General features: G+C 62.0%; 25 protein-coding genes and 1 pseudogene. 14 read left to right on the top strand and 12 right to left on the bottom strand.

Features of this window, described 5'->3' with window-relative positions:
* The first annotated feature begins 369 nt into the window (after positions 1-369).
* From DCO57_RS15630 to DCO57_RS15645, 4 genes are read left to right on the top strand one after another with little or no spacing between them, the layout of a single operon-like run.
* Entirely contained in the window at positions 370-1,533 is a 1,164-nt protein-coding gene (locus DCO57_RS15630; protein ID WP_116699944.1) for an acyl-CoA dehydrogenase family protein, read from the top strand.
* Entirely contained in the window at positions 1,533-2,642 is a 1,110-nt protein-coding gene (locus DCO57_RS15635) for a CaiB/BaiF CoA-transferase family protein (protein ID WP_116699848.1), read from the top strand. The genes DCO57_RS15630 and DCO57_RS15635 overlap by 1 nt, the downstream gene beginning before the upstream one ends.
* A gap of 29 nt (positions 2,643-2,671) precedes the next feature.
* Complete coding sequence (locus DCO57_RS15640) at positions 2,672-3,493, top strand: MaoC family dehydratase N-terminal domain-containing protein (protein WP_116699849.1); 822 nt, start codon at positions 2,672-2,674, stop codon at positions 3,491-3,493.
* Complete coding sequence (locus DCO57_RS15645) at positions 3,487-4,275, top strand: CoA ester lyase (protein ID WP_116699850.1); 789 nt, start codon at positions 3,487-3,489, stop codon at positions 4,273-4,275. The genes DCO57_RS15640 and DCO57_RS15645 overlap by 7 nt, the downstream gene beginning before the upstream one ends.
* A gap of 10 nt (positions 4,276-4,285) precedes the next feature.
* On the opposite strand, the gene DCO57_RS15650 is transcribed toward DCO57_RS15645, so the two are convergent.
* From DCO57_RS15650 to DCO57_RS15690, 9 genes are all read right to left on the bottom strand, one after another.
* Positions 4,286-5,035 carry a class I SAM-dependent methyltransferase gene (locus tag DCO57_RS15650; RefSeq protein WP_116699851.1) on the bottom strand — a complete coding sequence of 250 codons (750 nt, stop codon included), beginning with the start codon at positions 5,033-5,035 and terminating at the stop codon, positions 4,286-4,288.
* Between the two features lie 42 nt (positions 5,036-5,077).
* On the bottom strand, positions 5,078-5,827 hold the full coding sequence (locus DCO57_RS15655) for an SDR family oxidoreductase (protein ID WP_116699852.1): 750 nt from the start codon (positions 5,825-5,827) through the stop codon (positions 5,078-5,080).
* A gap of 78 nt (positions 5,828-5,905) precedes the next feature.
* Complete coding sequence (locus tag DCO57_RS15660) at positions 5,906-7,375, bottom strand: aldehyde dehydrogenase family protein (protein ID WP_116699853.1); 1,470 nt, start codon at positions 7,373-7,375, stop codon at positions 5,906-5,908.
* Complete coding sequence (locus DCO57_RS15665; protein ID WP_116699854.1) at positions 7,372-8,052, bottom strand: ATP-binding cassette domain-containing protein; 681 nt, start codon at positions 8,050-8,052, stop codon at positions 7,372-7,374. The genes DCO57_RS15660 and DCO57_RS15665 overlap by 4 nt, the downstream gene beginning before the upstream one ends.
* Positions 8,052-8,831, bottom strand: coding sequence for an ATP-binding cassette domain-containing protein (locus DCO57_RS15670; RefSeq protein ID WP_244287956.1), 780 nt, complete (start codon positions 8,829-8,831; stop codon positions 8,052-8,054). The genes DCO57_RS15665 and DCO57_RS15670 overlap by 1 nt, the downstream gene beginning before the upstream one ends.
* A complete protein-coding gene (locus DCO57_RS15675; protein ID WP_116699855.1) occupies positions 8,828-9,856 on the bottom strand; it encodes a branched-chain amino acid ABC transporter permease in 1,029 nt (342 codons plus the stop codon). Before DCO57_RS15675 ends, DCO57_RS15670 begins: the two co-directional genes overlap by 4 nt.
* A 9-nt stretch (positions 9,857-9,865) precedes the next feature.
* Entirely contained in the window at positions 9,866-10,771 is a 906-nt protein-coding gene (locus DCO57_RS15680) for a branched-chain amino acid ABC transporter permease (RefSeq protein WP_116699856.1), read from the bottom strand.
* A 132-nt stretch (positions 10,772-10,903) separates the two neighbouring features.
* A complete protein-coding gene (locus DCO57_RS15685; RefSeq protein ID WP_116699857.1) occupies positions 10,904-12,193 on the bottom strand; it encodes an ABC transporter substrate-binding protein in 1,290 nt (429 codons plus the stop codon).
* A gap of 26 nt (positions 12,194-12,219) precedes the next feature.
* Positions 12,220-12,456 carry a hypothetical protein gene (locus DCO57_RS15690; protein WP_116699858.1) on the bottom strand — a complete coding sequence of 79 codons (237 nt, stop codon included), beginning with the start codon at positions 12,454-12,456 and terminating at the stop codon, positions 12,220-12,222.
* A gap of 254 nt (positions 12,457-12,710) precedes the next feature.
* Here DCO57_RS15690 and DCO57_RS15695 point away from each other — a divergent pair, with 254 nt between their 5' ends.
* Complete coding sequence (locus DCO57_RS15695; protein WP_116699859.1) at positions 12,711-13,838, top strand: zinc-dependent alcohol dehydrogenase family protein; 1,128 nt, start codon at positions 12,711-12,713, stop codon at positions 13,836-13,838.
* Entirely contained in the window at positions 13,835-14,764 is a 930-nt protein-coding gene (locus DCO57_RS15700) for a LysR family transcriptional regulator (protein ID WP_116699860.1), read from the top strand. The genes DCO57_RS15695 and DCO57_RS15700 overlap by 4 nt, the downstream gene beginning before the upstream one ends.
* A gap of 50 nt (positions 14,765-14,814) precedes the next feature.
* Here DCO57_RS15700 and DCO57_RS15705 read toward each other — a convergent pair whose 3' ends face one another.
* The 3 genes and pseudogenes from DCO57_RS15705 to DCO57_RS23700 form a co-directional block, all read right to left on the bottom strand.
* On the bottom strand, positions 14,815-16,167 hold the full coding sequence (locus DCO57_RS15705; RefSeq protein WP_116699861.1) for an MmgE/PrpD family protein: 1,353 nt from the start codon (positions 16,165-16,167) through the stop codon (positions 14,815-14,817).
* A gap of 339 nt (positions 16,168-16,506) precedes the next feature.
* Positions 16,507-16,788 (bottom strand): annotated as a pseudogene (locus DCO57_RS15710) (IS21 family transposase); the annotation flags it as partial.
* A 129-nt stretch (positions 16,789-16,917) separates the two neighbouring features.
* A complete protein-coding gene (locus tag DCO57_RS23700; protein ID WP_205756174.1) occupies positions 16,918-17,925 on the bottom strand; it encodes a nitroreductase family protein in 1,008 nt (335 codons plus the stop codon).
* A 306-nt stretch (positions 17,926-18,231) separates the two neighbouring features.
* On the opposite strand from DCO57_RS23700, the gene DCO57_RS15720 reads away from it, so the two are divergent.
* The 8 genes from DCO57_RS15720 to DCO57_RS15755 all read left to right on the top strand — a co-directional run bounded on the left by DCO57_RS15720 (position 18,232) and on the right by DCO57_RS15755 (position 26,860).
* Positions 18,232-18,996 carry an aspartate/glutamate racemase family protein gene (locus DCO57_RS15720; protein ID WP_116699862.1) on the top strand — a complete coding sequence of 255 codons (765 nt, stop codon included), beginning with the start codon at positions 18,232-18,234 and terminating at the stop codon, positions 18,994-18,996.
* 4 nt (positions 18,997-19,000) lie between these two features.
* Positions 19,001-19,903, top strand: coding sequence for an ABC transporter permease (locus DCO57_RS15725; protein ID WP_116699863.1), 903 nt, complete (start codon positions 19,001-19,003; stop codon positions 19,901-19,903).
* A complete protein-coding gene (locus tag DCO57_RS15730; RefSeq protein WP_116699864.1) occupies positions 19,903-20,709 on the top strand; it encodes an ABC transporter permease in 807 nt (268 codons plus the stop codon). Before DCO57_RS15725 ends, DCO57_RS15730 begins: the two co-directional genes overlap by 1 nt.
* A gap of 28 nt (positions 20,710-20,737) precedes the next feature.
* Positions 20,738-21,838, top strand: coding sequence for an ABC transporter substrate-binding protein (locus DCO57_RS15735; protein WP_116699865.1), 1,101 nt, complete (start codon positions 20,738-20,740; stop codon positions 21,836-21,838).
* 104 nt (positions 21,839-21,942) lie between these two features.
* Complete coding sequence (locus tag DCO57_RS15740; RefSeq protein ID WP_116699866.1) at positions 21,943-23,037, top strand: ABC transporter ATP-binding protein; 1,095 nt, start codon at positions 21,943-21,945, stop codon at positions 23,035-23,037.
* A 99-nt stretch (positions 23,038-23,136) separates the two neighbouring features.
* Positions 23,137-24,690 carry a hydantoinase/oxoprolinase family protein gene (locus tag DCO57_RS15745; RefSeq protein ID WP_116699867.1) on the top strand — a complete coding sequence of 518 codons (1,554 nt, stop codon included), beginning with the start codon at positions 23,137-23,139 and terminating at the stop codon, positions 24,688-24,690.
* Positions 24,687-25,778: a DUF917 domain-containing protein gene (locus DCO57_RS15750; protein ID WP_116699868.1), complete on the top strand. Its 1,092-nt coding sequence runs from the start codon at positions 24,687-24,689 to the stop codon at positions 25,776-25,778. Before DCO57_RS15745 ends, DCO57_RS15750 begins: the two co-directional genes overlap by 4 nt.
* On the top strand, positions 25,775-26,860 hold the full coding sequence (locus DCO57_RS15755) for a DUF917 domain-containing protein (protein WP_116699869.1): 1,086 nt from the start codon (positions 25,775-25,777) through the stop codon (positions 26,858-26,860). Before DCO57_RS15750 ends, DCO57_RS15755 begins: the two co-directional genes overlap by 4 nt.
* Positions 26,861-26,868: the final 8 nt, after the last annotated feature.

Genomic DNA, 26,868 nt, shown 5'->3' on the forward strand with positions numbered 1-26,868 from the left:
GCTTGGAATACCGATTTCGCCAAATCCAAACCAATTGTATGAACTTCTGACATCGACGCCTCCAAATAGGATTGAAACAAAACCTACCTTGGCACATCTGAGCCAGCGGCGGGCGTCTACATCATCACGCCCTCATGGAGACCGGGAAATTCTTCGATACTCTCCGACGCGCAGTCGACCGCGAAAAATGCCACAAACCCTTCTCTTCTCCCGCTTGGGCAGCTTGAGCCTCATATGCGAAAATTAAGCCATAGACTGAACTTATAGCCCCCCATGACAATCCGGTATTTCCGCTGGTCCGTGTCGTGCGGCAGGTTGCAGGTCAAGGTGCCTCAAGGGCCCAGGCAGATCGGACAGAAGGAGAAGGCGTTGCTTGAGCACGCTGCACAAGAGTTTCAGGACATTCGCGACGCAGTGAGAGCGCTCTGCGCACAGTTCCCCGACGAATACCACCGCAGGATAGACGAGGCCCGCGGCTACCCGGAAGAGTTCGTGGATGCGCTGACAAGGGCTGGATGGATGGCGGCGCTGATCCCCGAGGAATACGGCGGATCTGGTCTCGGGCTCACCGAAGCATCGGTCATCATGGAAGAGATCAATCGGGCCGGCGGCAATTCCGGAGCTTGCCACGGCCAGATGTACAACATGAACACGCTCGTCCGTCACGGGTCGGAAGAGCAGCGCCAGCGTATCCTGCCGAAGCTGGCGACCGGGGAACTGCGCCTGCAATCGATGGGCGTGACCGAACCCTCCACCGGCACGGACACGACGAAAATCAAGACCACCGCCGTCAAGAAGGGCGACCGCTACGTCATCAACGGACAGAAGGTCTGGATCAGCCGCGTGCAGCATTCCGATCTGATGATCCTGCTTGCCCGGACAACTCCGCTGTCGGAGGTGAAGAAGAAGTCCGAAGGATTGTCAATCTTTCTCGTGGACATCAAGGAGGCCATGAAATCGGGCATGGAAGTGCGACCGATTCCCAACATGGTCAACCACGAGACCAATGAGCTCTTCTTCGACAATCTGGAAATTCCCGAGGAAAACCTGATCGGGGAGGAAGGGAAAGGATTCAAGTATATCCTTACCGGCCTCAACGCGGAGCGCACGCTGATTGCAGCGGAATGCATCGGCGACGGTTACTGGTTTATCGACCGTGTGTCGAAATATGTCAGCGAGCGCGAGGTTTTCGGGCGGCCTATCGGGCAGAACCAGGGCGTCCAGTTCCCCATCGCCGAAAGCTACATCGAGGTCGAGGCAGCCAATCTCATGCGCTACAGGGCCTGCGCCCTTTTCGACGAAGGCAAGCCCTGCGGCGCGGAAGCGAACATGGCCAAGTATCTTGCGGCCAAGGCCAGCTGGGAAGCGGCCAATGCCTGCATTCAGTTCCACGGCGGCTTCGGTTTTGCCTGCGAATATGATGTTGAACGCAAGTTCCGCGAGACCCGGCTTTACCAGGTGGCGCCGATCTCCACCAATCTCATCCTGTCCTATGTCGCCGAGCACGTGCTCGGTCTGCCGCGGAGTTTCTGATGACCCTGCCTCTCACCGGTCTCAAGGTCGTTGCCGTCGAGCAGGCTGTTGCCGCCCCTTTCGCCACCTCGCGTCTTGCCGATGCCGGCGCGAAAGTGATCAAGATCGAGCGACCCGAAGGGGATTTCGCGCGCGGCTACGATGACGTTGCCGCCGGCCAGTCCAGTTATTTCGTCTGGCTCAACCGCGGCAAGAAATCCGTCGCGCTGGATCTGCGTTCCCAGGCCGGAAAGGAAGAACTGGCCCGGCTTCTGGAAGATGCCGACGTTCTGGTGCAGAACCTCAAGCGCGGCGCTCTCGGCCGGCTCGGCTTCACTCCCGAAAGGCTTGCCAGGGACTATCCGCGCCTCATCGCCTGCTCCATCACCGGCTACGGGGAGGGCGGGCCCATGGCCGACCGAAAGGCCTACGATCTGCTGATCCAGGCGGAATCCGGGCTGTGTTCCATCACTGGCGGCCCGTCCGAGCCGGCGCGTGTCGGCATGTCCATCGTGGACGTCGCAACGGGAGCCACCGCCCATGCGGCCATTCTGGAGGCGCTGATTGCCCGCGGCATCAGCGGGAAAGGCGCAGCGATCACGATTTCAATGTTCGATGTCATGGCGGACTGGATGACCGTGCCGCTTTTGAACCACGAAGGCGGCAAGACCCCGACGAGGGTCGGGATGGCGCATCCTTCGATCTCGCCTTACAGCGCCTTCGAAACGCGTGACGGGCAGCTCATTCTCATCTCGATTCAAAGCGACCGGGAATGGCGCATGCTGTGCGAGCATTTCCTGCAGCGGCCCGAGCTTGGCCGCGATCCCCGGTTTGCGACAAATGTGGCGCGGGTCGCCAACCGGCCGGAGACCGACGGCATCGTCGCCGAAGCCTTTGCCGGAATGAGCCATGAGGAAGCACTGGCGGCTCTGGACCGCGCCGATGTCGCCATGGCATCGGTGAACGATATGGCAGGGCTCTCGTCTCATCCGCATCTGCGCCGCATCACGGTGGAGACGCCGAACGGTCCCGTTTCCTACCCGGCGCCCGCACCGCTCGTCACCGGTGGCACGAGACGTTACGGACCGGTGCCCGGCCTGCCCGAACCCCGCCTTGAGACGGAGCAGTGAACGTGAGCGCAACGGGAAGCCCCCTCGACATGAATGCACTGAAGGACTGGATTGGCCGGTCCGAGGTCCGCTCGGAGCTCCTGACGGCGGGACTGGTGGAACGGTTCAATGCCACGTTCGGGCGGACCGGCCCGCTTGACGATGGCGCCGACGCGCCGCTTCTGATCCACCTGTGCCTGACCCAGCCTGCGGTCCCCGCCGGCGACCTTGGGCCGGACGGCCATCCGGCAAGGGGCGGATTTCTGCCGCCGGTGCCGCTTCCCCGGCGCATGTGGGCCGGTGGCGCCCTGTCGTTCCATCGCCCGCTGCGGATCGGCTCGAAGGTGACTCGGAACTCGACCATACGCGACACGGTGCTGAAACAGGGGCGCACGGGGCCGCTTTGCTTCGTCACAGTCGACCATGAAATCTCAGACGAACATGGCCTCGCCATCGCCGAGCGGCAGGACATTGTCTATCGCGGTGCAGACAGCGGCACGCCGCAATCGCAACCAGCTGCCGCCAAACCAGGCTTGCATCGCAAGCAGATACCGGTCGATCCGGTGCTGTTGTTCCGCTATTCGGCGCTGACCTTCAACGGACACCGTATTCACTACGACCAGCCCTATGTGATCGGCGAGGAAGGTTATCCGGGCCTGGTCGTCCACGGCCCGCTTCAGGCAACGCTGCTTGCGCAATACGCAGCCGATCTTTGCAGCGCCGTGCCTTCCAGTTTCCGCTTTCGCAGTTTCTCGCCGCTGTTCGATACGGCGGATCTCACATTGAACGCTGAGGAAACGGCGGAAGGCATGAAGCTCTGGACCGCGCGGCCCGAGGGGCCCGTTGCAATGGAGGCAATCGCAACATGGTAAGCCTCGAGACGCTTCGCGCGCCGCTCTTCGTACCGGGCAACCGGCCAGAACGCTTTGCCAAGGCCGCAGCGTCCGGCGCATGCGCCGTCATCCTCGACCTGGAAGATGCCGTGGCCGCGGAAGACAAGGCTGCGGCACGGGCCGCACTCGCCTGCGACTTTACGCAGCTGCCGGTGCTGGTGCGGATCAATCCGGACAGTACGCCCTGGTACGAGGACGACCTCAAGGCGGCCGCAGCCATGCCCTTCGGGGCAGTGATGCTGCCCAAGGCCGAAAGCCCGGACGCCGTTGCAAGAATTGCTCGGCTGACCGGCCATCCCGTCGTTGCCCTGATCGAAACGGCGCGCGGCCTTGCCGCGGCGCGCGAGATTGCAGCATGTCCGGACACCGTGCGCCTGGCCTTCGGGTCCATCGATTTTTGCGCCGACATCGGCTGCGAGCATGAACGCGAGACGCTTCGGCCGGTGCGTCTAGACCTTGTAATCGCCTCCCGCCTTGCTGGCATCGCGGCACCGATCGACGGCGTGACCGCGGACTTGTCGGACCCGGCAATCACGGAAGACGACAGCCGTCATGCCCGAAGCCTTGGAATGACGGGCAAGCTCTGTATCCACCCGAAGCAGGTCGCGCCGATACGCGCGGGTTTTGCACCGAGCGAGGCGGAGAAGGACTGGGCGCGTCGAGTGCTTGCCTCCGGCGACGGGGCGATCGCGGTGGATGGGGCCATGGTGGACGAGCCGGTACGCCTGCGCGCGCGCGCCATTCTGGCAAACTCCGGCTGATCCTCCCGGATCAGTCCGGCAACTTGCGCAATACGCGCACCATGTGCGGCTGCGTCAGAATCCAGGTCTCCTCGCCCTCCGGCGTCTCGGCATACCGCAAAAAGTCCTCCTTCACGGCCTCGGGGTCGGCGTCGATTGCTGCCTGGCGTGCGGGATCTGCCGCGCAGAGATACGTCAGGAAGGCCTCCACGGAGCCAAAATGGCTGACCCGGTCCAACTCGCTATCCTCGACCGTCTCACAGCCGTGACTTTCCACAAACCGCTCCAGCGCTGCAAGCGCCTGCGCCCGCACCTCGGTCTCGTCATCGACCCGGCGCATCGCTTCGAAAAAACTGCCCCGGGCGAGCGGTTCGATCACAAGCAGCACGCCGCGCGGGCGTAGAAGACGCCAGGCTTCTTCAAGGCCGGCCGGCATCAGGTCGGCCGGCACATGGTGCAGGGAATTCAGGAAAACGGTTGCCCCGAAGCTGTCCGGACGGGCGGGGATCGCCTCCGCGCCCGCGTGCAGGAACTCGGCGCCCGGCGCCCGTCCGCGAGCGATATCGAGGGCCGATTGCAGCGGATCGACACCGGTCACGGAATAGCCGCGTCTCACCAGCGCTGCGGCAAGGTCTCCCCTGCCGCAGCCGATATCCATGACGCGGCGCACGTCTTCGGTAGCCAGGATCTCAAGGATCTTCGCGGTGACGACACTGGTCTCGGGCCTTGCGGTCTGCCCGGTGGCCTGGCGCGTGGCGTCGAGCATCTTGCGGCTTGGCATGGGCTTTTGTCTCCTCTTGCCTGAATTGCCCGGTTTATTCGATTAGACAGTGCGCCCGCCGTCGACCTCCAGGATCACGCCGGTAATGAAATCAGCCTCGTCCGAGCCCAGGTAAAGTGCGGCGTTGGCAACATCGCGCGGCTCGGAGAGCCGTCCCATAGGGATCGTGGCGAGGAACTTTTCGCGGTTCTGCGGCGTGTCCGGCATGCCCATGAACTGTTCCAGCAGCCCCGTGACGCCCATGACCGGCGCAATGCCGCAAACGCGGATCTTGTCCGGCGCCAGTTCGACTGCCAGGGACTTGGTCATGATGTTCACCGCGCCCTTGGACGAATTGTACCATGTGAGGCCCGGCCGCGGACGGATGCCGGCCACCGAACCGACATTCAGCATCACGCCGCCACCCTGCTTGCGCCACAGCGGCACGCAGCTTTTGGTCATGTGGAAGATCGACAGCACGTTGATGTCGTAGATCCGGCGGAAGGTCTCTTCGTCTGTCTCCATCAGCGGACGGTTCGGATTTGTCCAGCCCGCATTGTTGACCACGATATCGAGGCTGCCGAAGGCCTCGGCGGTTTTTGCCACGGCTGCCTCGACCTGGTCCGCCTTCGACACGTCACAGGTAACCGCTATGGCGTTCTCGCCAAGTTCCTCGGCGACCTTACGTGCGCCCTCTGCGTTGAGGTCGGCCACGGCGACCTTGGCTCCCTCGCGGATATAGGCTTCTGCGATACCCTTGCCGAAACCGGAGGCCGCACCGGTAACCATTGTTGTCTTGCCCTGAAGTCTCACTTCGTTTCTCCCTTGGATTTCTTTTGGTCCGGCCGCATGGGCCGCCTCGGGTTTCCTGGTTCTCTGTCTTTGGCACGCCTAGCCGTGATGGTTCACGACCGTCTTGATATGGGAGAATTCCAGAAGCGCCGCGAAGCCCTTTTCGCGCCCGTGCCCGGATTTGCGGATGCCGCCGAAGGGCAGTTCCACGCCGCCGCCCGCACCATATCCGTTGATGAACACCTGTCCGCAGCGCAGAGCCTTCGCCATGCGCTGCTGGCGCGCGCCGTCCTTCGTCCAGACCGCGGCAACCAGTCCGTACTCGGTTCCGTTGGCGATGCGGATTGCGTCTGCCTCGTCATCGAAGGGGATCATCGCCAGCACCGGACCGAAGACTTCTTCCTGCGCGATCTTCGCATCGGGTGCGCAGGGCCCGAAAATCGCAGGGGCAACGTAATAGCCGCCTTCCGGTGTGCCGTCAGCGATGCCGCCGCGTGCAATCAGCGGCGCATCCGCTTCGGCGATGTAGCGCTCGACGCGGTTCTTCTGCCGTGCGGAAATCAGCGGACCGAGCACGGCTGTCTCATCGGACGCGCTGGCTTCGATGCCTTCGAATGCCGTCTTCAGGTCTGCGACGACGCGGTCCCAGAGACTGCGGTGGACAAGCGCGCGTGTGCCGGCCGAACAGGTCTGGCCGCCATTCTGGATCAGGGCCTTGATGACCACCGGTATCGCGGCCTCGAGATCCGCGTCTTCGAACAGGATCTGGGGCGATTTTCCGCCAAGTTCCAAGGTGCAACTGATGAAATTTCGCGCGGCGGCGGTCTGGATCATCACGCCGACTTCGGGCGAACCGGTAAAGGAGATGAAGTCGATGCCGCGGTGTTCCGAAAGCGCCTTTCCGGCAACGTCTCCGCGGCCGGTAACGATATTGAGAGCTCCTGCCGGGAACCCGGCCTCGACGGCCAGTTCCCCGATGCGGAGCGCCGTGAGGCAGGCGTCTTCGGCGGGCTTGAGCACGGTCGCATTCCCCATCGCCAGCGCCGGCGCCACCGATCTTCCGAACATCTGGGCCGGATAGTTCCACGGGATGATGTGACCGGTTACGCCATGGGGTTCGCGCTGCACCTCGACATTGTAACCTTGCAGGAACGGCACGATCTCGCCATGGACCTTGTCTGCGGCGCCGCCATAGAACTCGAAATAGCGCGCGGTCACCTGCATGTCGGCGCGAGACTGCACGATCGGCTTTCCGTTGTCGGCGGTTTCCAGTTGTGCGAGATCCTCGCTATTGTCCAGGATCAGCGCCGAGAGCCGGAGCATGAGCCGGCCGCGCTCGGCTGCGGAAAGCTTGCTCCAGGCGCCGCCGTCGAAGGCCGCGCGCGCAGCTGCCACCGCCGCATCGATGTCATCCGCTCCGCTGTCGGCGATAGTCGTGAAGGGCTTGCCGTCGAGCGGCGAAAGCACATCCATCTCGGCCCCCGATGCGGCGGGCAGGAATTCGTTGCCGATTAGGTTGAGCGGCCGGGGCAGCTTGAGACTGCGCTCGCTGACGGGGAAGTGTTTCATGTGCTTTTCCTTTCGGGATCGATCGATCCTTCGCTGACTTCGCCGCGCTCGATGACGAGCGTGCGGCTGGCGAAACCGCGTAGCAGTGCGGGGTTGGATTCCGTGATGATGAGGGTGATGCTGCGGTCGCTGTCGCGGAGCGCGCGCAATGCATCGGCATAGCGAAGCGCAAGCGCCGGGGCGAGACCCTGAAAGGGTTCGTCCAGCATCACCAGCTTGGTGCCGAGCATCAGGGCCCTGGCAAGGGCGACCATCTTTCCTTGGCCACCGGAAACGTTGCCGGCCGGCCGACCGGCCATCTCCTTCAGTTCCGGCAGGATGTCGTAGACCTTGTCCAGCCGTCGCCGGGTTTTTTCCTTGCCGAGTCGGGCCGCATCGGCAGGCAGAAGGATGTTCTCCTCGACGGTGAAGGCAGAAAAAAGCCGCCTGTCCTCGGGCGAATAACCGATGCCGAGGCCGGGCCGTCTCGGCGGGGAAACCGCCGTCAGCGGTTTGCCGTCGAAAAACAGTTCTCCCTGGACCTTCGTGAAGCCCATGACCGTGCGCAGCAGCGTCGTCTTGCCGGCACCGTTGCGTCCGATCAGCGCCAGCGTCTCCGCCGGCTCGATGCGGAAATCGAGATCCCGAAGGATTTCGATGATGCCGATCGAAGCGCTCACGTTGCGAAATTCGAGCATCAGGCAACCTCCTCGCCGATGACGTCGCGGATGACATCGGGGTGTTCGAGTATTTCCCGCGGCGTGCCGCGCAGTTGCACGTTGCCGGCGTTCCAGACGGCGACCTCGTCGGCATGGCGCTCGACGATGCCCATGTCGTGTTCCACGAAGACGGAGGTGACGCCGGCCTCGGCAAGCGCACCGACGAGGATCTCCATCACCTCGTGCTTTTGCGAGGAGGCGACGCCGGAGGTCGGCTCGTCCATCAGGAGCAGGCGCGGCTTCAGAGCCAGCGCCACGGCGATATCGATCAGCTTGCGCTGGCCTTCCGACAGTTCCACGACCACGCGGTCCGCGACATCCGTGCAATGGACCAGATCGAGAAGATGCATCATCTCGTCTCTCTGGCTGATGTTGTGGAGGTTCTGCAGCGGGTTTCGCAGCCCTTCCCGCGCTGCGGCGGAAATCAGGAGGTTCTCCAGCGCGGTGTGCTCGGTGAACAACTGCGGGATCTGGAAAGCCCGCGCGACGCCGCGGCGCACGATCTTTCGCGGTGGAAGCGGGGTGATATCCTCGCCTTCGAGGAAGACCTTGCCCTTGTGGGGCTTGAGCCAGCCGGTGCAGATGTTCAGGAACGTCGTCTTGCCCGCCCCGTTGGGACCGATGATGGCAAGGTTCTTTCCCGCTTCGATCTGCATGGAGACGTGGTCGGCCGCGGTCACGCCGCCGAATTTGATCAGAAGGTCCCGGGTCTCCAGCAGCGGTGGCGGCGCAGCGTCAGGCCTGTTCATGGCATTCATTGCGCGTCCTCCTTCGTTGTTGTCGGCCGGCTCTTGCCCCCTTTTCCGATGAGACTGTCGGCGATACCCATGATCCCGCCGGGCGCGAAGAGGATGATTACGAGCAGGAAGCCGCCGAGCAGCATCTGCCAGATGTCGCCGGCAAAGGCAGAGGCATAGACGCGCACGATCTCGTAGATCAGCGCCCCGATGAAGGCCCCGCGCACGGACCCCGCGCCGCCGAGAACGGCGATGAAGACCATCTCCGCCGAACGCACCCACCAGACATATTCCGGGGTCACGACGCCCTGGGTCATCGCCATGAGCGAACCCCCGACACCGCACAGCATTGCCGAAAGCAGGTAACCCGACAGCAGCGCGCGCTTCGGCGACAGGCCGAGATATTCGAGCCGCGTCTCGTTGGTCTTGATGGTCTGGAAGATCTGCCCCACCGGAGAAGCGAACCAGCGCAGGGTGAACCAGCCAAGACCGACCATCAGTACCACCGACAGATAGAAGATCACGGCCTCGAAACTGTCCCGTTCCAGCGCCATGCCGAGCACGGACGGCCGTGTCAGGCGGATACCGTCCGCGCCGCCGGTGATGTGGTAGAACTTTTCGAGGATCGACCAGAAGATCATGGAAAAGGCGAGGTTCAGCATACCGAAGAAGATGCCCCGGTACCTCACGACGAAGAGCCCCACCAGCAGGCCGCTCAAGGCGGCGCCAAGCACACCGGCGATCAGCACCAGAACGATGTCCGCGCCCGGCAGGGATGCCGTCAGGAAGGCGCCCGCATAGGCGGAGATGCCGAAGAACAACGCGTGGCCGAAGGAGACCTGACCGGCCCGCAGCAGAATGGTGACGCCGAGCACGGCGAGGCCCTTGGCGAGAGCCAGGTTGATCAGAAGCTGCATCGACGGCGCAATGAATGGCACCGCAGCCAGCAGCAGCACGGCGAGCAGCGTCAGCAGCGCGCGCATGGAGGGCAGGGAACCGGATTTCACGAGGCCTCGCGATGGGGAATGTTGGGAAATATCGCTCATGTCGCGTCCTCAGATCTTGCGGGCGACGGAGGTGCCGAAGAGCCCTTGCGGCCTGACCAGCAGAACCAGCACCATGATGAGATAGGGAACCAGCACGGCGACCTCCGGCCACACGTAGATGGCAAAGGAGCGCCCCAGTCCGATCAGCAGCGCCGCCACTGCAGCCCCCTCGATCTGCCCCAGCCCGGCGGTTGCGACGACGGCGAAGGAAAGCACGATCATGTCCGCGCCCATGCCCGGCAGAATGGAGGTGGTGGGTGAGGCAAGCGCCCCGCCAAGCCCGGCCAGCACGGCGCCGACGATGAAGGTGAAGAGGAAGACGCGATCGGCATCGATGCCAATGGACTGCGCAGCCTCGCGGTCCTCGGTGGTGGCGAGGATCAGCTTGCCGATGACCGTATGGCGCAGGAAGAAGCGCAGGCCGAAGAGCAGCCCCATGGCTACGACCGACAGCAGGATGAGCTGATAGACCGTATACGTCACGCCGAAGAGCGTCACGTTCCCCAGCGCCTGCAACGCGCTAGCCTGAAAATAGGGCTGTGTTCCCCAGACGAGGCGCTGAACGTCCTCGAGGATCATGAACACCGCGAAGGTAACCAGCAGCTGCAGCACTTCGGGCTTGTCGTAAATGCGCCGCAGCAGCAGCCATTCGATCGGACCGCCGAGAAGGACGCCGACCAGCACCGCGGAAATCAGCATCAGCGGAAAGGAAAGCACCGGGGCGAGCCCGAGGGAAAGAACGAACCCGGTCAGCGACACCGTCGCATAGGCGCCGATTGCATAAAGGGAGCCGTGGGCGACATTCAGAATGCGCATCACACCGAAGATCAGGGTCAGCCCGAGAGCGACGATGAAGACCAATGCAGCGTAGGAAATCCCGTCGAAGAGCGCGAGCAGGAAGATGGTCAAGTCCATGAGACCGCCTCTTGTTGTTGGATCGTGCGCGCGTTTGACGGGAGAGCGTAGTCACGCTCTCCTTGGCCGGTTCCGGCCAAACGCGGATCAGGATCGTCGCGTTGGCCCGGCAGAGCGCCGGGCCGGACGCCATCAGTTCTCGTAGGTCTTGACCGTGAGACCGTCGACGAAGCTTGCGTCGAGGCCCTTGATCCAGTCGATAGAGGTTTCGCCGACGGGCGGCAGCAGCCCTTCGCCGTCGAAGATCATGATGTTTTCAAGCGTGGCGAAAGGGTATTCGCCTGCCTGCGCGCTGGTGCCCATGAGCTGGGATTCGACGCCCTGGTTGTCTTCACGCATGTGCAGCGAGCGGCCGAGCCCCTGGAACTCGAGACCCTTGAGCGCCGCAAGAAGCTGGTCTTCGTCCGGCCAGTCGACGCCGTTGTCTGCAATCGCCTTTTCATAGGCGGTCTTGAGTGCCGCGAAGGCCTGGCTGGCATGGAAGACCGAGTAGACCGGAATGTCGCCGGTGGCTTCCTTGTACTGCTTCATGAAGCTCTGGAAGTCGGCATCGTCCCGGCGTTCGGGATGCAGGAAGTAGTGATCGCCGCGCGCACCGACGACGTGACCGGCAGGCAGGCTGCTGCCGAGACGCTCCAGCGAGCTTTCGGCCAGCGGCAGCACGAAGGTGGAGTTGTTCATCAGGCCGCGCTGAAACGCCTGTTGCACGAAGGTGTCGAGGTCACCGCCCCAGGAAGTGGACAGCACGACATCCGGCCGCAGGGCCTGAAGACGCGAGATCTCAGTCGAGAAATCGGGCGCGCCGAATTTCGGGAAGAATTCGCCGACCACCTTGACGTCGGGCTTCATCACCTCGAGCGCTGTGCGGAAGATGTCCCAGCTGTCGCGGCCCCAAGCGTAGTCCTGGTTTACTACCGCAATGGTCTTGAAGTCCGGATGGGTCTTGAGGAGATAGGCCACGGCCGCCAGCATTTCGGAAGTCGCGTTGCCTTGCGGACGGAAGACATAGTCGTAGCTGCCTTCCTCGAAGATGCGCTGCGTGCCGCAGTCCCACATCAGGTTCGGCACCTTCAGGTCTTCGGCGAGCGGAGCCAGCGTCTGGCAGTTGCCCGAAGAGATCGAGGCCAGCATGACCTCGGCGCCTTCGGTCTCCGCCACACGGCGGTACTCCGATGTCAGTGCTTCGGCGCCGGCGCCTTCGTCGATGTATGTCACCTCGACCGGTACGCCGTTGATGCCGCCCTCGGCATTGAGGTTCTTGACGAAGATGTCCATTGCGTCGCGCGCCGGAACGCCGAACACGGATGCCGGACCGGTCAGGAATGTGGTCATCCCGATCTTGAGGGCCTCGGGCTTGTCCGCGGCCATCGCGGCCAGCGGCATCGCCACGCAAATCGCCGTTGTCAGCAGTAGTTTTTTCATTTTGAAATCCTCCCTTTTCAGTCCCGTCAGCGAATTGCGATCGGGTTGATGATCTTCTGGACGGCACCCTTCAGCCGGGCCTGTCCGAGTACGAACAGGAACGCGTGCACACAGTCGTCGGCGCCCCAGCGGCTTTCGGTCCGGTCCCGGGCCGTCGCATTCTGCACAGAGACTGTCAGAGCCATGCCTGCGACGGCCAGACCAAGGCTTTTTTGCCGTCCGCCAGCATTGCCCGCATGCGCTGTTTTCGATTGAATGCTCATGCTTCCTCCCAGAGCTCGAGATGCAGTGGAGCATAGGGTCAGAGCGCGAAGCACCGCCAATACCTTGGTGCAATTCCAGTCATAGGTTTAGGCTATATCGCTGGAAAAGAGCTTTCCGCACCCGCCGGAGCGCATAGGCTGGGGGAATAAATCAAGGTGAATCCGTTACCGCAGGGTAAAGAGTTCATCTATGTGTGCGCCCACTGGCTGGAGCATCGGCAAGGGGCGCTCCAAGAGGTCGGGAGGAGTTGAGCATGAAGATTGAAGCAGCCGTGCTGCTGGACGGTGGAGTGGCGCGCGATTTCGAGGCCGCAGAGGCGTTGAAGGTGCGCGAGATCGACCTGGCCGAGCCCGGACCGGGGGAGGTGAGGATTCGCGTTGCGGCCGCCGGCGTGTGTCATTCGGATCTTTCGGTGATCAACGGTACGCGCCCGCGCCCGGTGCCCATGGTGCTGGGTCACGAAGCTTCGGGCTATGTCGAAAGGGTCGGCGATGGTGTCGGCGACCTTGCTCCGGGCGATCACGTGGTGTGCATCTTCGCGCCGGGCTGCGGCACCTGCCTGCCCTGCGCCGAAGGGCGTCCGGCGCTTTGCACCCGCGCGGCGAAACACCATGGCGTGGGCGAGCTGATGACCGGGCACCGCCGCCTTTCGATGGACGGAAAGCCGGTGAACCATCACGTCGGAGTTTCGGCCTTCGCCACCCATGCGGTTCTGGCCCGGCAGTCGCTCGTGAAGGTCGATGCCGATCTGCCGCCGCATGTCTCGGCGCTGTTTTCCTGTGCCATGCTGACCGGCGCCGGAGCGGTCTTCAACACGGCAAAGGTGATGCCGGGGTCGAAGGTTGCCGTCTTTGGCCTCGGCGGTGTTGGACTTTCGGCTGTCCTTGGGGCAGCTGCTGCCGGTGCCGGCGAGATCATCGCCATCGACCCGTTCGAGACCAAGATGCAGACGGCTCTGGAGATGGGCGCGACCAGAACCATAAAGGCCGACGAGCACACCATCGAGGCCGTGCGCGAAGCAACTGGCGGGGGCGTGGATGTTGCGATCGAGCTTGCAGGTTCGACCCGTGCACTGGAAACCGCATGGGGCTGCACCTGCCGGGGCGGTACGACGGTCACCGCAGGACTGCCGCACCCCGATGCGCGCATGTCGCTGAACGCACTGCAGCTCGTGGCCGAAGAGCGTACCCTCAAGGGCAGCTATATCGGCTCCTGCGTGCCGCAGCGCGACCTGCCGAGGATGTTCTCGCTTCACGGGCAAGGCAAGCTGCCGGTCGAGAAGATGCTCACGCACCGGCTCAAGCTGCGCGACATCAACCGGGCAATGGACCAGCTGGACCGGGGCGAGGCCATCCGCCAGGTGATCGAGTTCGACGAATGATCGACATTCGCCAGCTGCGCTATTTCCTTGCCATTGCGGACTCGCCGTCGATCTCGGCGGCGGCGCACAACATCGGTGTCGCGCAGCCCTCGCTGTCGCAGCATATCCAGCGGATGGAGGAGGAACTCGGCGTCAAGCTCATGGACCGTTCGCCGCGGGGCACGCTGTTGACGCAGGAAGGCCACGTGTTCGTGGAGCATGCGCGCAGGATCTGCGACAGTCTCGACCGCTGCATCGCCGACATGCGCGAGCTGGGAGGCGTGGTCCGGGGCAAGGTCGGCTTCGGCATGCCGCCTTCCTGTTCCATGGTCATGTCGGTACCGCTCGCCGAAACCGTGCGGCTGGAGCTGCCCGAGGTGCGCCTGCGCGCGGTCGAGGCCATGAGCGGCTACCTGAAGACCTGGATCGAGGACGGAACGGTCGATATCGGCTTTCTCTACGATCTGACGGATGCCGCGCACCTGCGCGCGACGCCGGTCATGGAGGAAGAGCTGTTCTTCTATTCCGCACCGGACGCCTGGCCGCTCGATACGCCGCCCGGCACCCCCGTGCCGCTGGCGGAGTTGCAGACACTGGATATGGTCCTGCCGTCGAACGGACTTCGCAAAACCATCGAGGGCTACTGCAAGCGGCACGGCATCAAGCTGAATGTCGTCGTCGAGATGGATGCGATGACACAGATCAAGGAGTTGGTGGCCCGTGGGTCCGGCTACACGATCTTCGCGCCGGTCGCCGCACAGGATTTCGTCCGGCGCGGCGAATTGCTGAGGGCACCCATCGTCGAGCCGACGATGATACGGCCGGTCTATATTGTCTCCAACCCGTCCCGGGTGATGACCCGGGCGTGCCGGGCGGTGGAGCAGCTAACGCTCGACGTGGCCCGCGAACTGGTGCAGCGCGACATCTGGGAAGCCCGTCTGGTCTGACACGGGGCCGATGCGCCCAGAGCTTCTGGCGAAAACTCCAGGGAAGGGACTCATCCTCGGATCAGCGCACCGATATCGCGGGCAGGTACGGCGCCCGGATCGTCATTCAGGCGCTCCACCAGCTGCAGCACCGGCGCAGCCCGAGCCCCGAGAACGGTGCAGGCCTTGGTGGAGACACGCTCCATAAGTTCGGCTGGCGGGACAGGGGCTGCCAGGTCGTGCGTGTAGCTGCGGGTCGTGCCGTCCCGCAGGGTCAGCGTACCGGCCCCCTGCTGATCGCTTAGCGTGTCATCTGCGAGGACTTCGACCTTGCCGGCAAAAGCGACAAGGCCGGGGTCCTGTGCCAATGCGTCGGTATAGAGGCCGCGCTCGCCGGTTTCGAGGCCGGAGAGCACCATGCCTGCAAGCCAGGCATAGCTGAACTTCACCTCAAGTCCGGTGCGCGGCGCTTTCAGGTCGCAAACCCTCAACCAGCGCGCATTGGTCCGGACCTCCAGCTTTTCGACATCTTCCAGAGCGACCCCGGCCGCAATCGGGCGCAAGCCTTCGATCATCGCGTGCAGGCCGTGACAGCAGGCATGGAACTTGTACCGATTGTCCATGAACCGCAGGTCGGCGAGGCTTTCGAGAAAAGGCTCCGCCGCCGTGTCCGCATGTGTCTCGACAAACCCTTGCGGCCCGAAAATGCCGTCGTCCGCCGAACTCAGGCCGAGCCCGGCCAGTTGTACGGCCTCGACGCCGTTGGAGGCCGCAATGCCTGCGTTCAGAGGCTTGCCCATTGTGCCGAACTGGCTCTTCAGCCCGGAAGCCCTCGTCGCGCAGAGACTGAGCGCCGCCCGCATCTGCGTCTCGTCCAGCCCGGCAAGGCGCCCGGCCGCGACTGTTGCGCCGAAGGCACCGGCCGTCGCAGTCTGATGGAAGCCGCGGTTGTAGTGAGCGGCGCCAAGAACGCGGCCGATCCGGATCGCGCTTTCCGCGCCAATCAGGAAGGCGGCACACAGATCGTCCGCACTGACGCCCTGAACCTCGGCCATGGCGAGCGCGGCGGGATAGATGCCCACCGACAGGTGACCGACGTGGTCGAAGTGGGTGTCGTCATAATCGAGGGCATGGGAGATGGTGCCGTTGACAATCGCCGCTGTTCGCGCGGGCGCGTAGCCCCCCCCGAAAAGCGACGCGCCAGCTTCCGTTCCGCCCTCCGCGGCGGCGAAAGCACGCATTTTCCCGGCAACCGGTTCGGTTGCCCCGGCAATGCCGCACACCAGCCAGTCCGCCAGGGAGACCCGCGCCAGCGAAAGCGCGTCCGGCGCGCAATCCCGTGGCGCCCGTTTCGCCAGGTCTATCAACAGATCGAGCGGAGAGACGGCGGTGTGTCCGGTCGGGACAGGGCTTGCATCTGACATTCGCGACCTCCTGAATCTCCACCACCATCGCGCTTCAGTCGGCGCCACACCAATAACACTTGCCTCTGCCAGCTATCGCACAAGGCTCTGGCCGGACAGGACGATCTCGGACCTGCCCCGCCAGCGCTAGAAGCCGAGGAACCGCGGGAGGGCTTGTCACAACTTTCGCTGACGGACAGCTCTCTCCCGTTTTGGGAGCGACTTTCAAGCTTCGTTAACTTTTTCAATTCCGAAGAACAGCACAAGCAGTTCGTTCTGTTCGCGAACGCTCCACTGACCGGCAAAGTCGAAGCCCAGAGGCGGTCGCGAGATTTCAGTCTGAAATCTCGCGACCACCTCTGAACCATCATAGCCGAGGCTCACCAGATCGGCGTGCAACTGCTTGATCGTCCGTTTCTGCTTGCACAATTTGGTGGCCTCTGCGTGCAGCCAGGCCGACAGCTTGTCGGCAAAGGCATCGAGTTTGCTGCGCCGTTCGGGGATCTTGAACGCAGATTCAACCGTATCGGTGCGCAGATACTTGCGCACTGTGTTCCGGGACAATCCGGTGCGCCGAAAAATCTCCCGGATCGAAAGCTGATCACGAAAATGCCAGCGTCTGATAACGCTCAACAACGCCATGTCTATCACTCCGTATTCCCCCACAGAAATTACGCAGGGGTGGGTTTAAACATGGGTCAGTTCTCCGTGAAAAAACCGGGCCTTACCGAGTCAGTTCTCAGTGAAAATCAACACTTTGCGACAGGCCTTTCAATTTTCACTCGCAGCAACCGGTGAATTCACGAAGAGAGCATAATCGAGAGGTTTACGCTGAGAAACGGGTACTTTCAGTTCCTTAGGGAGGAGACCGAAGCCGACCATAGTGATCACCAGGTCGCTCTCCGGCAGGCATGCGAGCTTGCGGAGTTTTTCATCCTGGTCGTGAGTCACGGACCAGTTGAGCATGACCGAGCCTAGCCCTTCGGCATGAAGGCCGTAGACGAAGCTCATGGCGAACATGCCGCCATCGACCCAGGCCTGGTAGCGCTCATGCGCATTTTCCCAGTGCGATAGGTTCGAGGTTATGATCGCAACACCGCCAAGCTGGTCGCCAAAGCCGCGGTTGCCATTCTGTAGGGAGAGGACTTTCTGCACGGCTTCCGAGTCGGTGAAGACATAAGCGCGGCAGGTCTGCCGATTGCAGGAGGACGGCGACTGCTGGGCGGCTCGCACCGCGTTTTCGATGGAGGCCAGCGGCACCTCTCCCTTTTCGTAGGTGCGGATCGAATGACGGGCCTCAGCGAACGCCAGGAAGTCGATCATGCCCTTTTTGCGGATCTCCTCGGCCGTGACGGTTTCAACCCCGCCCTTCAGCCCGGTGAAGGCACTCTTACCGTGCCGGGCGACGACCTCCTCGATAACGCTGAGATCGAGTCCGCTGCCTTCATTGAAGGCGAGATAACTTTCAAGCGTCCGCAAGGCAATTTCCGTCGTCGCGTCCGAGCCGAACCGTTCGATATAGATCTCAATATCGCGGGCAAGCATCATGGCCCGATCCATTCCATGTCCCGGCACCGAGTCCTTCAGCGCATTGCCGTATTCCAGGAAATGCAAACTAATGGCGATCCGGGCTCTGAGATTTTCGCGGGATTTCACATAACCTGTGAAGGAACTTCGCCAGAATCGGCGCGCATCCCTGAAACAGTTTGAAAAGAGGATCGTCAAGGAACGGATCTGATTGGAAAATGAAGGGCGTGGCTCAAGCAAAGAACCGGACATGAAGGCTGACTCCATAATGTTGCAGTGCAAAGTCTGGCCCCTAAACTGGCCCCACGCAAGTCCTTCGCCGGAACAAAGGGATAGGTTTAGAAATTTTAAACCGGATAAGTTGTATAGATTAACACTATGATTAAGTTATACAAATTAATCATTACCTATTCCTTTGAATAGTTTTTCACATAAGACGGTTAGAATTTTTCCTCCAAATAAGCACCAAACCTATCCGGCAAAACCCTTCCTCTCCCCGTCTTCCGCGCCCCAGTATGAAACTGTAATTTGCCTCGCAAACCGGCAGGGAGAATTTTTGTGCAGGATACGGTTCATGTCCGCATCATTTCGCCGATCACAACCACAGGGTTTCGCCCCGATGGGGACGTAAAATCCCTGGAAGGACCTGGCCTGATCATTTCGGCTACGCAGATTTCCAGAGGTCCCGGTTCCATCGAAAGCGAATATGAAGGCGCCATGGCTGCGCCCGATACGATCGCAAAAATCGTCGAGGCGGAACGACAGGGCGTCGACGCCTGCGTAATCGACTGCATGGGAGACCCTGGCCTGAAACCGTCTCGTGAGGCCGTGACCATTCCCGTTCTAGGCCCCTGCAACACCAGCATGCATGTGGCCGCCATGCTTGGACACAAGTTTTCCGTCATCACTGTCATGCATCGACTGCTTGCCCAGTTTGAAAATGCCGCAGCGCTTGCCGGGCTTTCTTCCCGCATGGCCTCGGCCCGCTCGGTGGACATTCCAGTGCTCGAGCTGGAAAAGGACATGGCGACAACCCGCGCCGCCCTGATCGAAGAAGCTCGCAAGGCCGTCGAACTTGATGGTGCCCACGCGGTGATATTCGGCTGCACAGGCCTGTTCGGCTGCGCAGCCGCCGTTCGAGACGGTCTTCTTCGCCACGGCATCGACGTGCCGGTGATCGACCCCATTCCGACTACCGTCAACACCGCCGCAGCCCTGGTGCGGAGCCGGCTCAGCCATTCGGCACACACCTATCCGTTACCGCCAGTCAAGGCGATGCCCGGATACGACATGCCAGACCTTCACAAAACGGCGGCGGAGTAACCTGATGACGGATCTGACCGGCGGTTCCCCCACCCCCAGACAGCGCCCCTCGTGGCTATCACCTAACCTCTGGTGGCTGGTTATTCCGGCGATCCTGTTCATCCTGCTATTCTTCCTGATCCCGGTGCTCTCCCTCTTTGCCTCCAGTTTCGACAAGGCAATGCCCGGCCAGATCACGTTCCAGGGCAATTTCTCATGGAACAACTACGAACGGATCTTTTCCCGCTCGCTCTACTACACGGCTATCTGGCGATCCGTATGGCTGGGCGCTACGGTCGCTGGCGTCTGTCTCGTCATCGGCTATCCACTGGCATTCATCATCGCCCGGACCTTCCGCGCGGGGACCGCGACCTTGCTCACAATCCTGGTCCTGAGTTCCATGCAGCTCGATATGGTCATCCGCCTCTATGGGCTGATGGTCCTGATGGGAGACAAGGGCCTCATCAACACCGGCCTGATTGCGCTCGGCATCACTTCCGAGCCGCTGCCGCTGATGTACAATGAGGTCGGCGTCATTGTTGGGCTGGTCCAGGTAACCCTGCCATTCATGGTGCTGTCGCTGATCGGCTCGATCCGTTCCATCAATCCGGCACTCGAGGAAGCCGCGCGCAGCCTTGGCTCGTCGCGCTGGCACGTCATGCGCACGATCACCTGGCCGCTGTCCCTGCCCGGGATCTATGCCGGAACGCTGCTGGTCTTCGCCCTGGCGATCTCCTCCTATGTTGTGCCCGCCCTGATGGGAGGCTGGAAGGTCATCACCCTGCCGATCCATATCTACCAGCAGATCGCGGAAGTCGGGCGCTGGCAGTTCGGAGCGGCAGTTGCAACGCTCCTGTTCCTCACATCGCTCTTCGCCATGGCGCTCTATGTCGTCGCCCTGCGCCGAAACGCCGGAGGCCGTGTCTGATGGACGATATCAACCCGATCCCCTTCACCTTCCGCATCATAGCCGTCGTTGCCCTCATGGTACTGCTTGTGCCTGTTCTGATCGTGGTGCTGGCCGGGCTCAATTCCGGCGAATATCTGACCTTTCCGCCCGAGGGATTCTCGCTGCGCTGGATCGAGAACTTCTTCACCTCACCGACGTTCCTGCCGGCCTTCAAGCTGTCCTTCGGTCTGGCGCTGGCAACGACGATCATCTCGACGATCCTGGGCACCCTCGCCTCGATCTTCCTGACCCGTAGCACCAGCAAGGCACGCGAGATTCTGCGCGGCCTGTTTTTCCTGCCAGTCGTTTTGCCCGGCGTGGTGCTCGGCCTCGCGCTCTATGTCTTCTTCATCTGGAGCGATGTCGGCCTCGCCCGCAGCCTTGCAGGTTTGATCATCGGCCATGTGCTTGTCACCATGCCCTTCGTGATCGCCACGGTGACCGCCTCCCTCGTCGATTTCGACCTGTCAGTGGAAGAAGCAGCCCGTTCTTTGGGCGCAACACCCTTTCAGGCCTTCTGGAAGGTCACCCTGCCCCTGATTACGCCCGGCATTTCCGCCGGCTCGATCTTCGCCTTTATCGTCAGCTTCGGACAGTTCGAGCTGACGCTGTTCCTGTCCACACCAGACCTGCAGACCCTGCCGCTCGCGATCTACAGCTCGCTGCGCTACGCCTTCGAGCCGACCGCGGCTGCCGCCGGAATCTTCGCAATCTGCCTCGTCACCGTCTCAACGCTCATAAGCACAAGACTTTCCAATCTGAAAAAACTGTTGAGCCGCCGATAAGACGTCAACCTCCAGAAAGGGACTATCCATGACCGATGCAAAAAAAGGCCTCAGCCGCCGCACGCTTCTGAAGACGGGCGCCGCCGCCACTGGCGTCAGCTTGTTCAACATCAATCACGTCTGGTCGCAGGACGTGATCTATGACGGCGGCGTGTTCGACGCCGATGGCGCTGTGCTCAATATCGCCGGGTGGGGCGGCTACTGGGAAGAAACCCAAAACAAGCTCGTTCTCGACCAGTTCCAGAAGGATTTCAACTGCCAGGTCCGCTATGACAGCACCTTTCCGTGGTTCCCGAAATACGTCGCGGCCGGACCGGAAAATCCGCCGTTCGCGATGAACAACTGGAACATGCCGGAAATGTTCAAGACCGCGGGCGCGGGTGACTACTTCATGGATGTGTCGGAAGTGCGCGCCAATGTCCCGAATACGTCGGAGCTCTGGGACTTCTCGATGCAGACAGGCATCGGCATCACCTGGGCGTTCTCGCGCTACTGCTACGTCTTCCGTACCGACGTCGGCATCACACCGAAGAGCTTCAAGGACTTCTGGCTGCCCGACTATTCCGGCAAGCGCGGCACCTACATCACCTCCAACACACTGCAGATGATGTTCTTCATGGCCGCCTGCGACCAGTTCGGCAGCGGCGAGACCGACTTCGAAGCCGGCTACAAGGCTATGAAGGACGCCATGCCGATGAAAATCTCCGACTTTACCGGCAACATGGCGACGCTGGTGGAACGCGGTGAGGTCAACATCGCAGTGCAGTCCGATGCTGAGGCTCTTCTGCAGAAGGAAAAGGGCGTGCCCGTCGATCTCTACTACTGGGATGAATACAAGGGCATCCTCACCCAGACGCAGACGATCAGCAAATACGCTGATCCAATGAGCAAGAAGCTGTCGTTCGCGCTGCTGAACCGCATGCTGGCGCCGGAATTCCAGTCCGGTTTCGCCGACACCTTCTGGATGCGGCCGACCAACAAGAATGCTGTCCTTCCGGAGAAGATGACCGCCCTTGGCGTTGCCAACACGGCAGATGCCACGGAAGGCCTGCATATTCCGAACTGGTCGGCATATCTCGTAGACGAAATCGACATCGTCGAGACCACGAACGAGATCTTCGGCTCCTGATCCCGAATGGGTGGGCCCGCTGCCTGGCCTTTCCGCTCTTCCGCGGAAGGTCCCGGCGGCGGCTCCGCCCCCCGGACCCCAATCAAGACAAGGCAAGAAACCACGTGTCGGACATTCGGCTGGAACATCTCACAAAGAGCTACGGCGACTCCACGGCGGTTGACTCCGTGTCTCTGCACATTGAAGAAGGCGAGTTCTACGCTCTGCTCGGGCCGTCGGGCTGCGGCAAATCGACGACGCTGCGCATGGTCGCCGGCTTCGTCAAGCCGTCCGTCGGCAAGATCATCATTGACGGTCTGGACCTGACGCCCCTGCCACCGGAAAAGCGTGACATTGGCATCGTCTTCCAGAACTACGCCATCTTCCCGCACATGTCGGTGGCCGAGAATATCGCCTTTGGCCTAAAGCTGAGGAAAAAGTCCCGGACCGAAATCGACACTGCTGTGCGCGCCGCGCTCGATCAGGTCGGCCTGACCGGTTTCGAAGACCGCTACCAGCGCAACCTCTCCGGCGGTCAGCAGCAGCGTGTCGCACTTGCCCGTGTGCTGGTAACGGAACCGCGCATCCTACTGCTCGACGAGCCGCTGTCCGCACTCGACAAGACGCTGCGCGAAGAAATGAAGTTCTGGATCAAGAACCTTCAGCAGAAGCTCGGCATTACGACGATCTACGTTACTCACGATCAGGATGAGGCGCTGACCATGTCCGACCGCATCGGCGTGATGCGGGCTGGCCAGATCGAACACAGCGGCACGCCTCGAGAGATCTATGAAGAGCCTGCCACGCTCTTCGTCACTTCCTTCATCGGACAGTCCAACATACTGGACGTGACCTGCCAGGGGGTGAAGGAGAACAAGGCGACGGTCGAGCTCGGTGGCCAGTCGCTTCATGCGAGCACGCGACACCTGTTCGGCAAGGGAACGCCCGCAAAGCTGGTGATCCGGCCGGAAAACGTGCTGATGGGTAAGGAGGCGGAAGCGCAAGGCGTACCGCTCCTCACAGCCACGGTCATCGATGAGACCTACCAGGGCGCGATGCTGCGCTACAGGCTCGAGATCGCCGGCCAGGAGATTGTTGCGGAGCGACAAAACCAGTTTCACCTGGAGCGATGGGCTCCGGGAACGGAGGTGAAGATCGGCTGGACGGAACGCAGGGCCCGGGCCCTGCCAGACGAAAAGCCGGCCGCCACAGGCAGCTAGCTCCGGAAAACGACAGAAAACGCAAATCTACAACAACCCGGCGGGCTCATGTCTGCCGGGAACCGGAAAATTTTGGTCTTTTAAAGAAAGGATCCGCCAATGCGTGTTGGTATTGATGTGGGCGGCACGAACACCGATGCCGTCATTCTGGACGGCGACACTGTTGTCGCGGCCTGCAAATCGCCCACCACACTGGATGTCAGTTCTGGCATCTCCGCTGCCCTGTCCATCGTCATGGGCGACAGCGGTATCCAGCCGGACGCCATCGATGCAGTGATGATTGGAACAACCCATTTCACCAACGCCGTGGTCGAACGCCGCCGCCTGCTGCAAGTGGCCGCCATCCGCATCGGCCTCCCGGCGACGCGCGGTGTGCCACCCATGACCGACTGGCCTGCCGATCTCGCCGACACGCTCGGTCGGCATACCTTCATGTTGCATGGCGGCCATGAATTCGACGGCCGCGAGATCGCGCCCCTCGACGAGGCGGGGCTTCTCGACGTCGCGAAGGAAATCCGGGAACGGGGTATCCGTTCTGCCGCGCTCACCTCCGTCTTCTCCCCTGTCACTGCCGTCATGGAACTGCGGGCGGCCAAAATTCTGCGCGAGGAATGCCCGGGTATTGCCCTCTCCCTTAGCCACGAGATCGGTCGCGTTGGTTTCCTGGAGCGTGAGAACGCCGCTGTCATGAACGCCTGCCTGTCCGAACTCTCGGTCAAGGTGGTCAACAGCTTCCGTTCCGCCCTGGTAGAAAAGGGTATCACGGCGCCGTTCTTCATTTCTCAGAACGACGGAACCCTGATGACACCGGATCACGTCGAACGCTATCCCGTGCTCACCTTTGCCTCCGGTCCGACCAACTCCATGCGCGGCGCCGCGCGTCTCGCCGGACTGGGGGATGCCATGGTGGTCGATATCGGCGGCACCACCTCTGACGTCGGCATGCTGATGCAGGGCTTCCCGCGCGAAAGTGCCGTCGCCGTTGACATTGGTGGCGTGCGCACAAACTTCCGCATGCCGGACGTCCTCGCAGTTGGCCTCGGCGGCGGCTCTCTGGTGCGCGACGAGGGCACCCGTATCGGCCCTGACTCCGTCGGATACGAAATCACCAAAAAGGCCCTGGTCTTCGGAGGCGATACTCTGACAACGACCGACATCATCGTTGCCGCAGGGTTGGCCGATATCGGCGATGCCTCTCGTGTTGCCTCCCTTCCGAAGGCGACCATCAACGCGGCTATCGACACGATGCACCGGATGGTTGACGAGGCGGTCGACCGTATGAAAACCTCCGCGGACAAATTGCCGGTGATCCTTGTTGGCGGGGGGGCGGTGCTAATTTCCCGCGATCTCCCCTCTGCCAGCGAAGTGATCCAGCCGAATAACGCCGGGGTCGCCAATGCCATCGGAGCCGCGATTGCGCAGGTCGGCGGTGAAGTTGACCGGATCTACGCCATGGAAGGCCGTCAGCGCGACGACGTCCTGGCCGAAGCCAAGGCCGAAGCCACCGCAAACGCAGTCGCGGCAGGCGCCATCGGCAACAGCGTCAAGATCGTGGACATTGAGGAGGTTCCGCTTGCCTATCTACCGGGTTCAGCAACCCGCATCCGGGTGAAGGCAGTCGGCGACCTTGCATTTGAGGAGGCCTCGGCATGAAGCTCGACACACAGGATTTGAAGGACCTTGCAGTCGGTGCGGCATTCCTCGGAACGGGCGGCGGCGGCGACCCCTATATCGGCCGCCAGATGGTCCAGAAGTGCCTCGACGACGGTCTGACCGTCGAACTGGTCGACCCGGACACCCTTTCCGACGATGCACTGGTCATTCCGACCGCCATGATGGGGGCGCCGACCGTGTTGGTTGAAAAACTCCCCTCCGGTGAGGAGGCCATCAATTCTCTGAAGCGGCTGGAAAAGCGCCTCGGCAAGAGCGCCACGCACACCATGCCGATCGAGGTCGGCGGCATCAATTCAACAATTCCGCTCCTGGTCGGCGCACGACTTGGACTGCCGATCGTGGACGGCGACGGTATGGGCCGGGCGTTTCCAGAGCTTCAGATGGAGACCTTCGGGGTCTACGGCGTTCCCGGTTGCCCGATGGCGGTCTCCAACGAATGGGGCGACTGCACTCTGATCGAGGCGCGGTCCAACGAGATGATGGAATGGCTGTCACGCGGCGTTGCCATCCGTATGGGCGGGGCGGCCTATATCGCCGAATACGCCATGTCAGGCGCCGATGTGAAGCGCACCGCCGTGCCGCGGACACTTTCCCTGGCCATCCAGATCGGCAAGGTGCTGCGCGAGGCCAAGACCAACCACCAGAACCCTTTCGAGGTGTTGCTCGCCTTCATGCCGAAGACGCTCTACAGCTACGCGACCATCATCTATTCGGGCAAGATTGCCGATCTGCAGCGTGAGACCCGGAACGGATTTTCCATGGGCCGGGCCAAGATCCAGGGTTTCGCGCCGTATGACGGCGTCATGGAAATCGAGATCCAGAACGAGAACCTGATTGCCCGTGTCGACGGCGAGGTACGCGCCATCGTGCCGGATCTCATCTGCATCATGGACAGTGAGACCGCTGAACCGATCACCACCGAAGGCCTGCGCTATGGCCAGCGCGTAACAGTGATCTCGGTTTCCGTACCCGAGATCATGCGTACACCCGAGGCACTTGCCGTTTTCGGCCCGTCCTGCTTCGGCCTGGAGGAGCCCTACACGAAGATCGAGGATCTTTCCGCATGAGGGAAATACATCCGCAGGACCTGGAAGATATAGCTGTCGGCGCTGCCATTCTCGGCACCGGCGGCGGCGGTGATCCCTATATCGGCAAGCTGTTGGCCCGCGGCGCCATCGAGGTGAACGGGCCGGTGAAGATGATCTCGTTGGAAGAGTTGCCCGACGACGCGAAAGTCGTGACCTGCGGCGCCATGGGCGCACCGACGATCCTGATCGAGAAGGTGCCCTCAGGCGAGGAGATGCTGCTGGCGCTGCGTCACTACGAGGATGTCACGGGCGAGACCGTGACTGCCTTGATGCCCTTTGAAGCAGGCGGCTTGAATTCCTGCCTGCCCATCGTGCTCGCGGCCCAGACCGGTTTGCCCCTGGTCGATGCGGACGGCATGGGTCGGGCGTTTCCTCAGCTCGAAATGGAAACCTTCAACGTCTACGGCGTGAAGGCTGCACCCGTTGCCGTTGCCGACGAGCGGGGCAACCTTGCCATGGTGGAGACCGAAAGCGCGGCAAAGGCCGAGTTCCTGGCCCGAAGCCTGTGCATCCGCCTTGGCGGACAGGTCTCCATCGTCAACTACCCGATGGATGGCGCCACCGCCAAAAGGGTATCCGTCCCTGCGACAATGTCACTGGCCCAGGACATGGGTCGGGTCCTGCGGGAGGCAAAGACTGAGAAGAAAGAAACGCTTGTCGCGCTGATCGAGTTTCTCAAGACCACCCACTACGGCCATGCGGAATTGCTGGGAAGCGGCAAGGTCTCGGACATCGAACGCAAGGTGGAAAACGGCTGGTCCGTCGGCGTCGTGACCATCAGCCCGTTCGACGGCAGCGCAAGCTACAAGATCCGAATCCAGAATGAAAACCTGATGCTGGAACGGGAAGGACAGATCCTGGCTGTGGTGCCCGATCTCATCTGCCTTCTCGACATTGATACTTGCGAGGCCATCCCGACTGAACGTCTGCGCTACGGCCAGCGCATCGATATTCTCGGCATTCGCGTGCCGGAAATCATGCGGACCCCGGAAGCCTTGGCCGTCTTCGGGCCAAAGGCCTTCGGCATCGAGGTGGACTATTCGGTGCTGGGGGGCCGCTAGCGCCGCTA

This window comes from Labrenzia sp. 011 (genome assembly GCF_003075075.1).
GTDB lineage: Bacteria > Pseudomonadota > Alphaproteobacteria > Rhizobiales > Stappiaceae > Roseibium.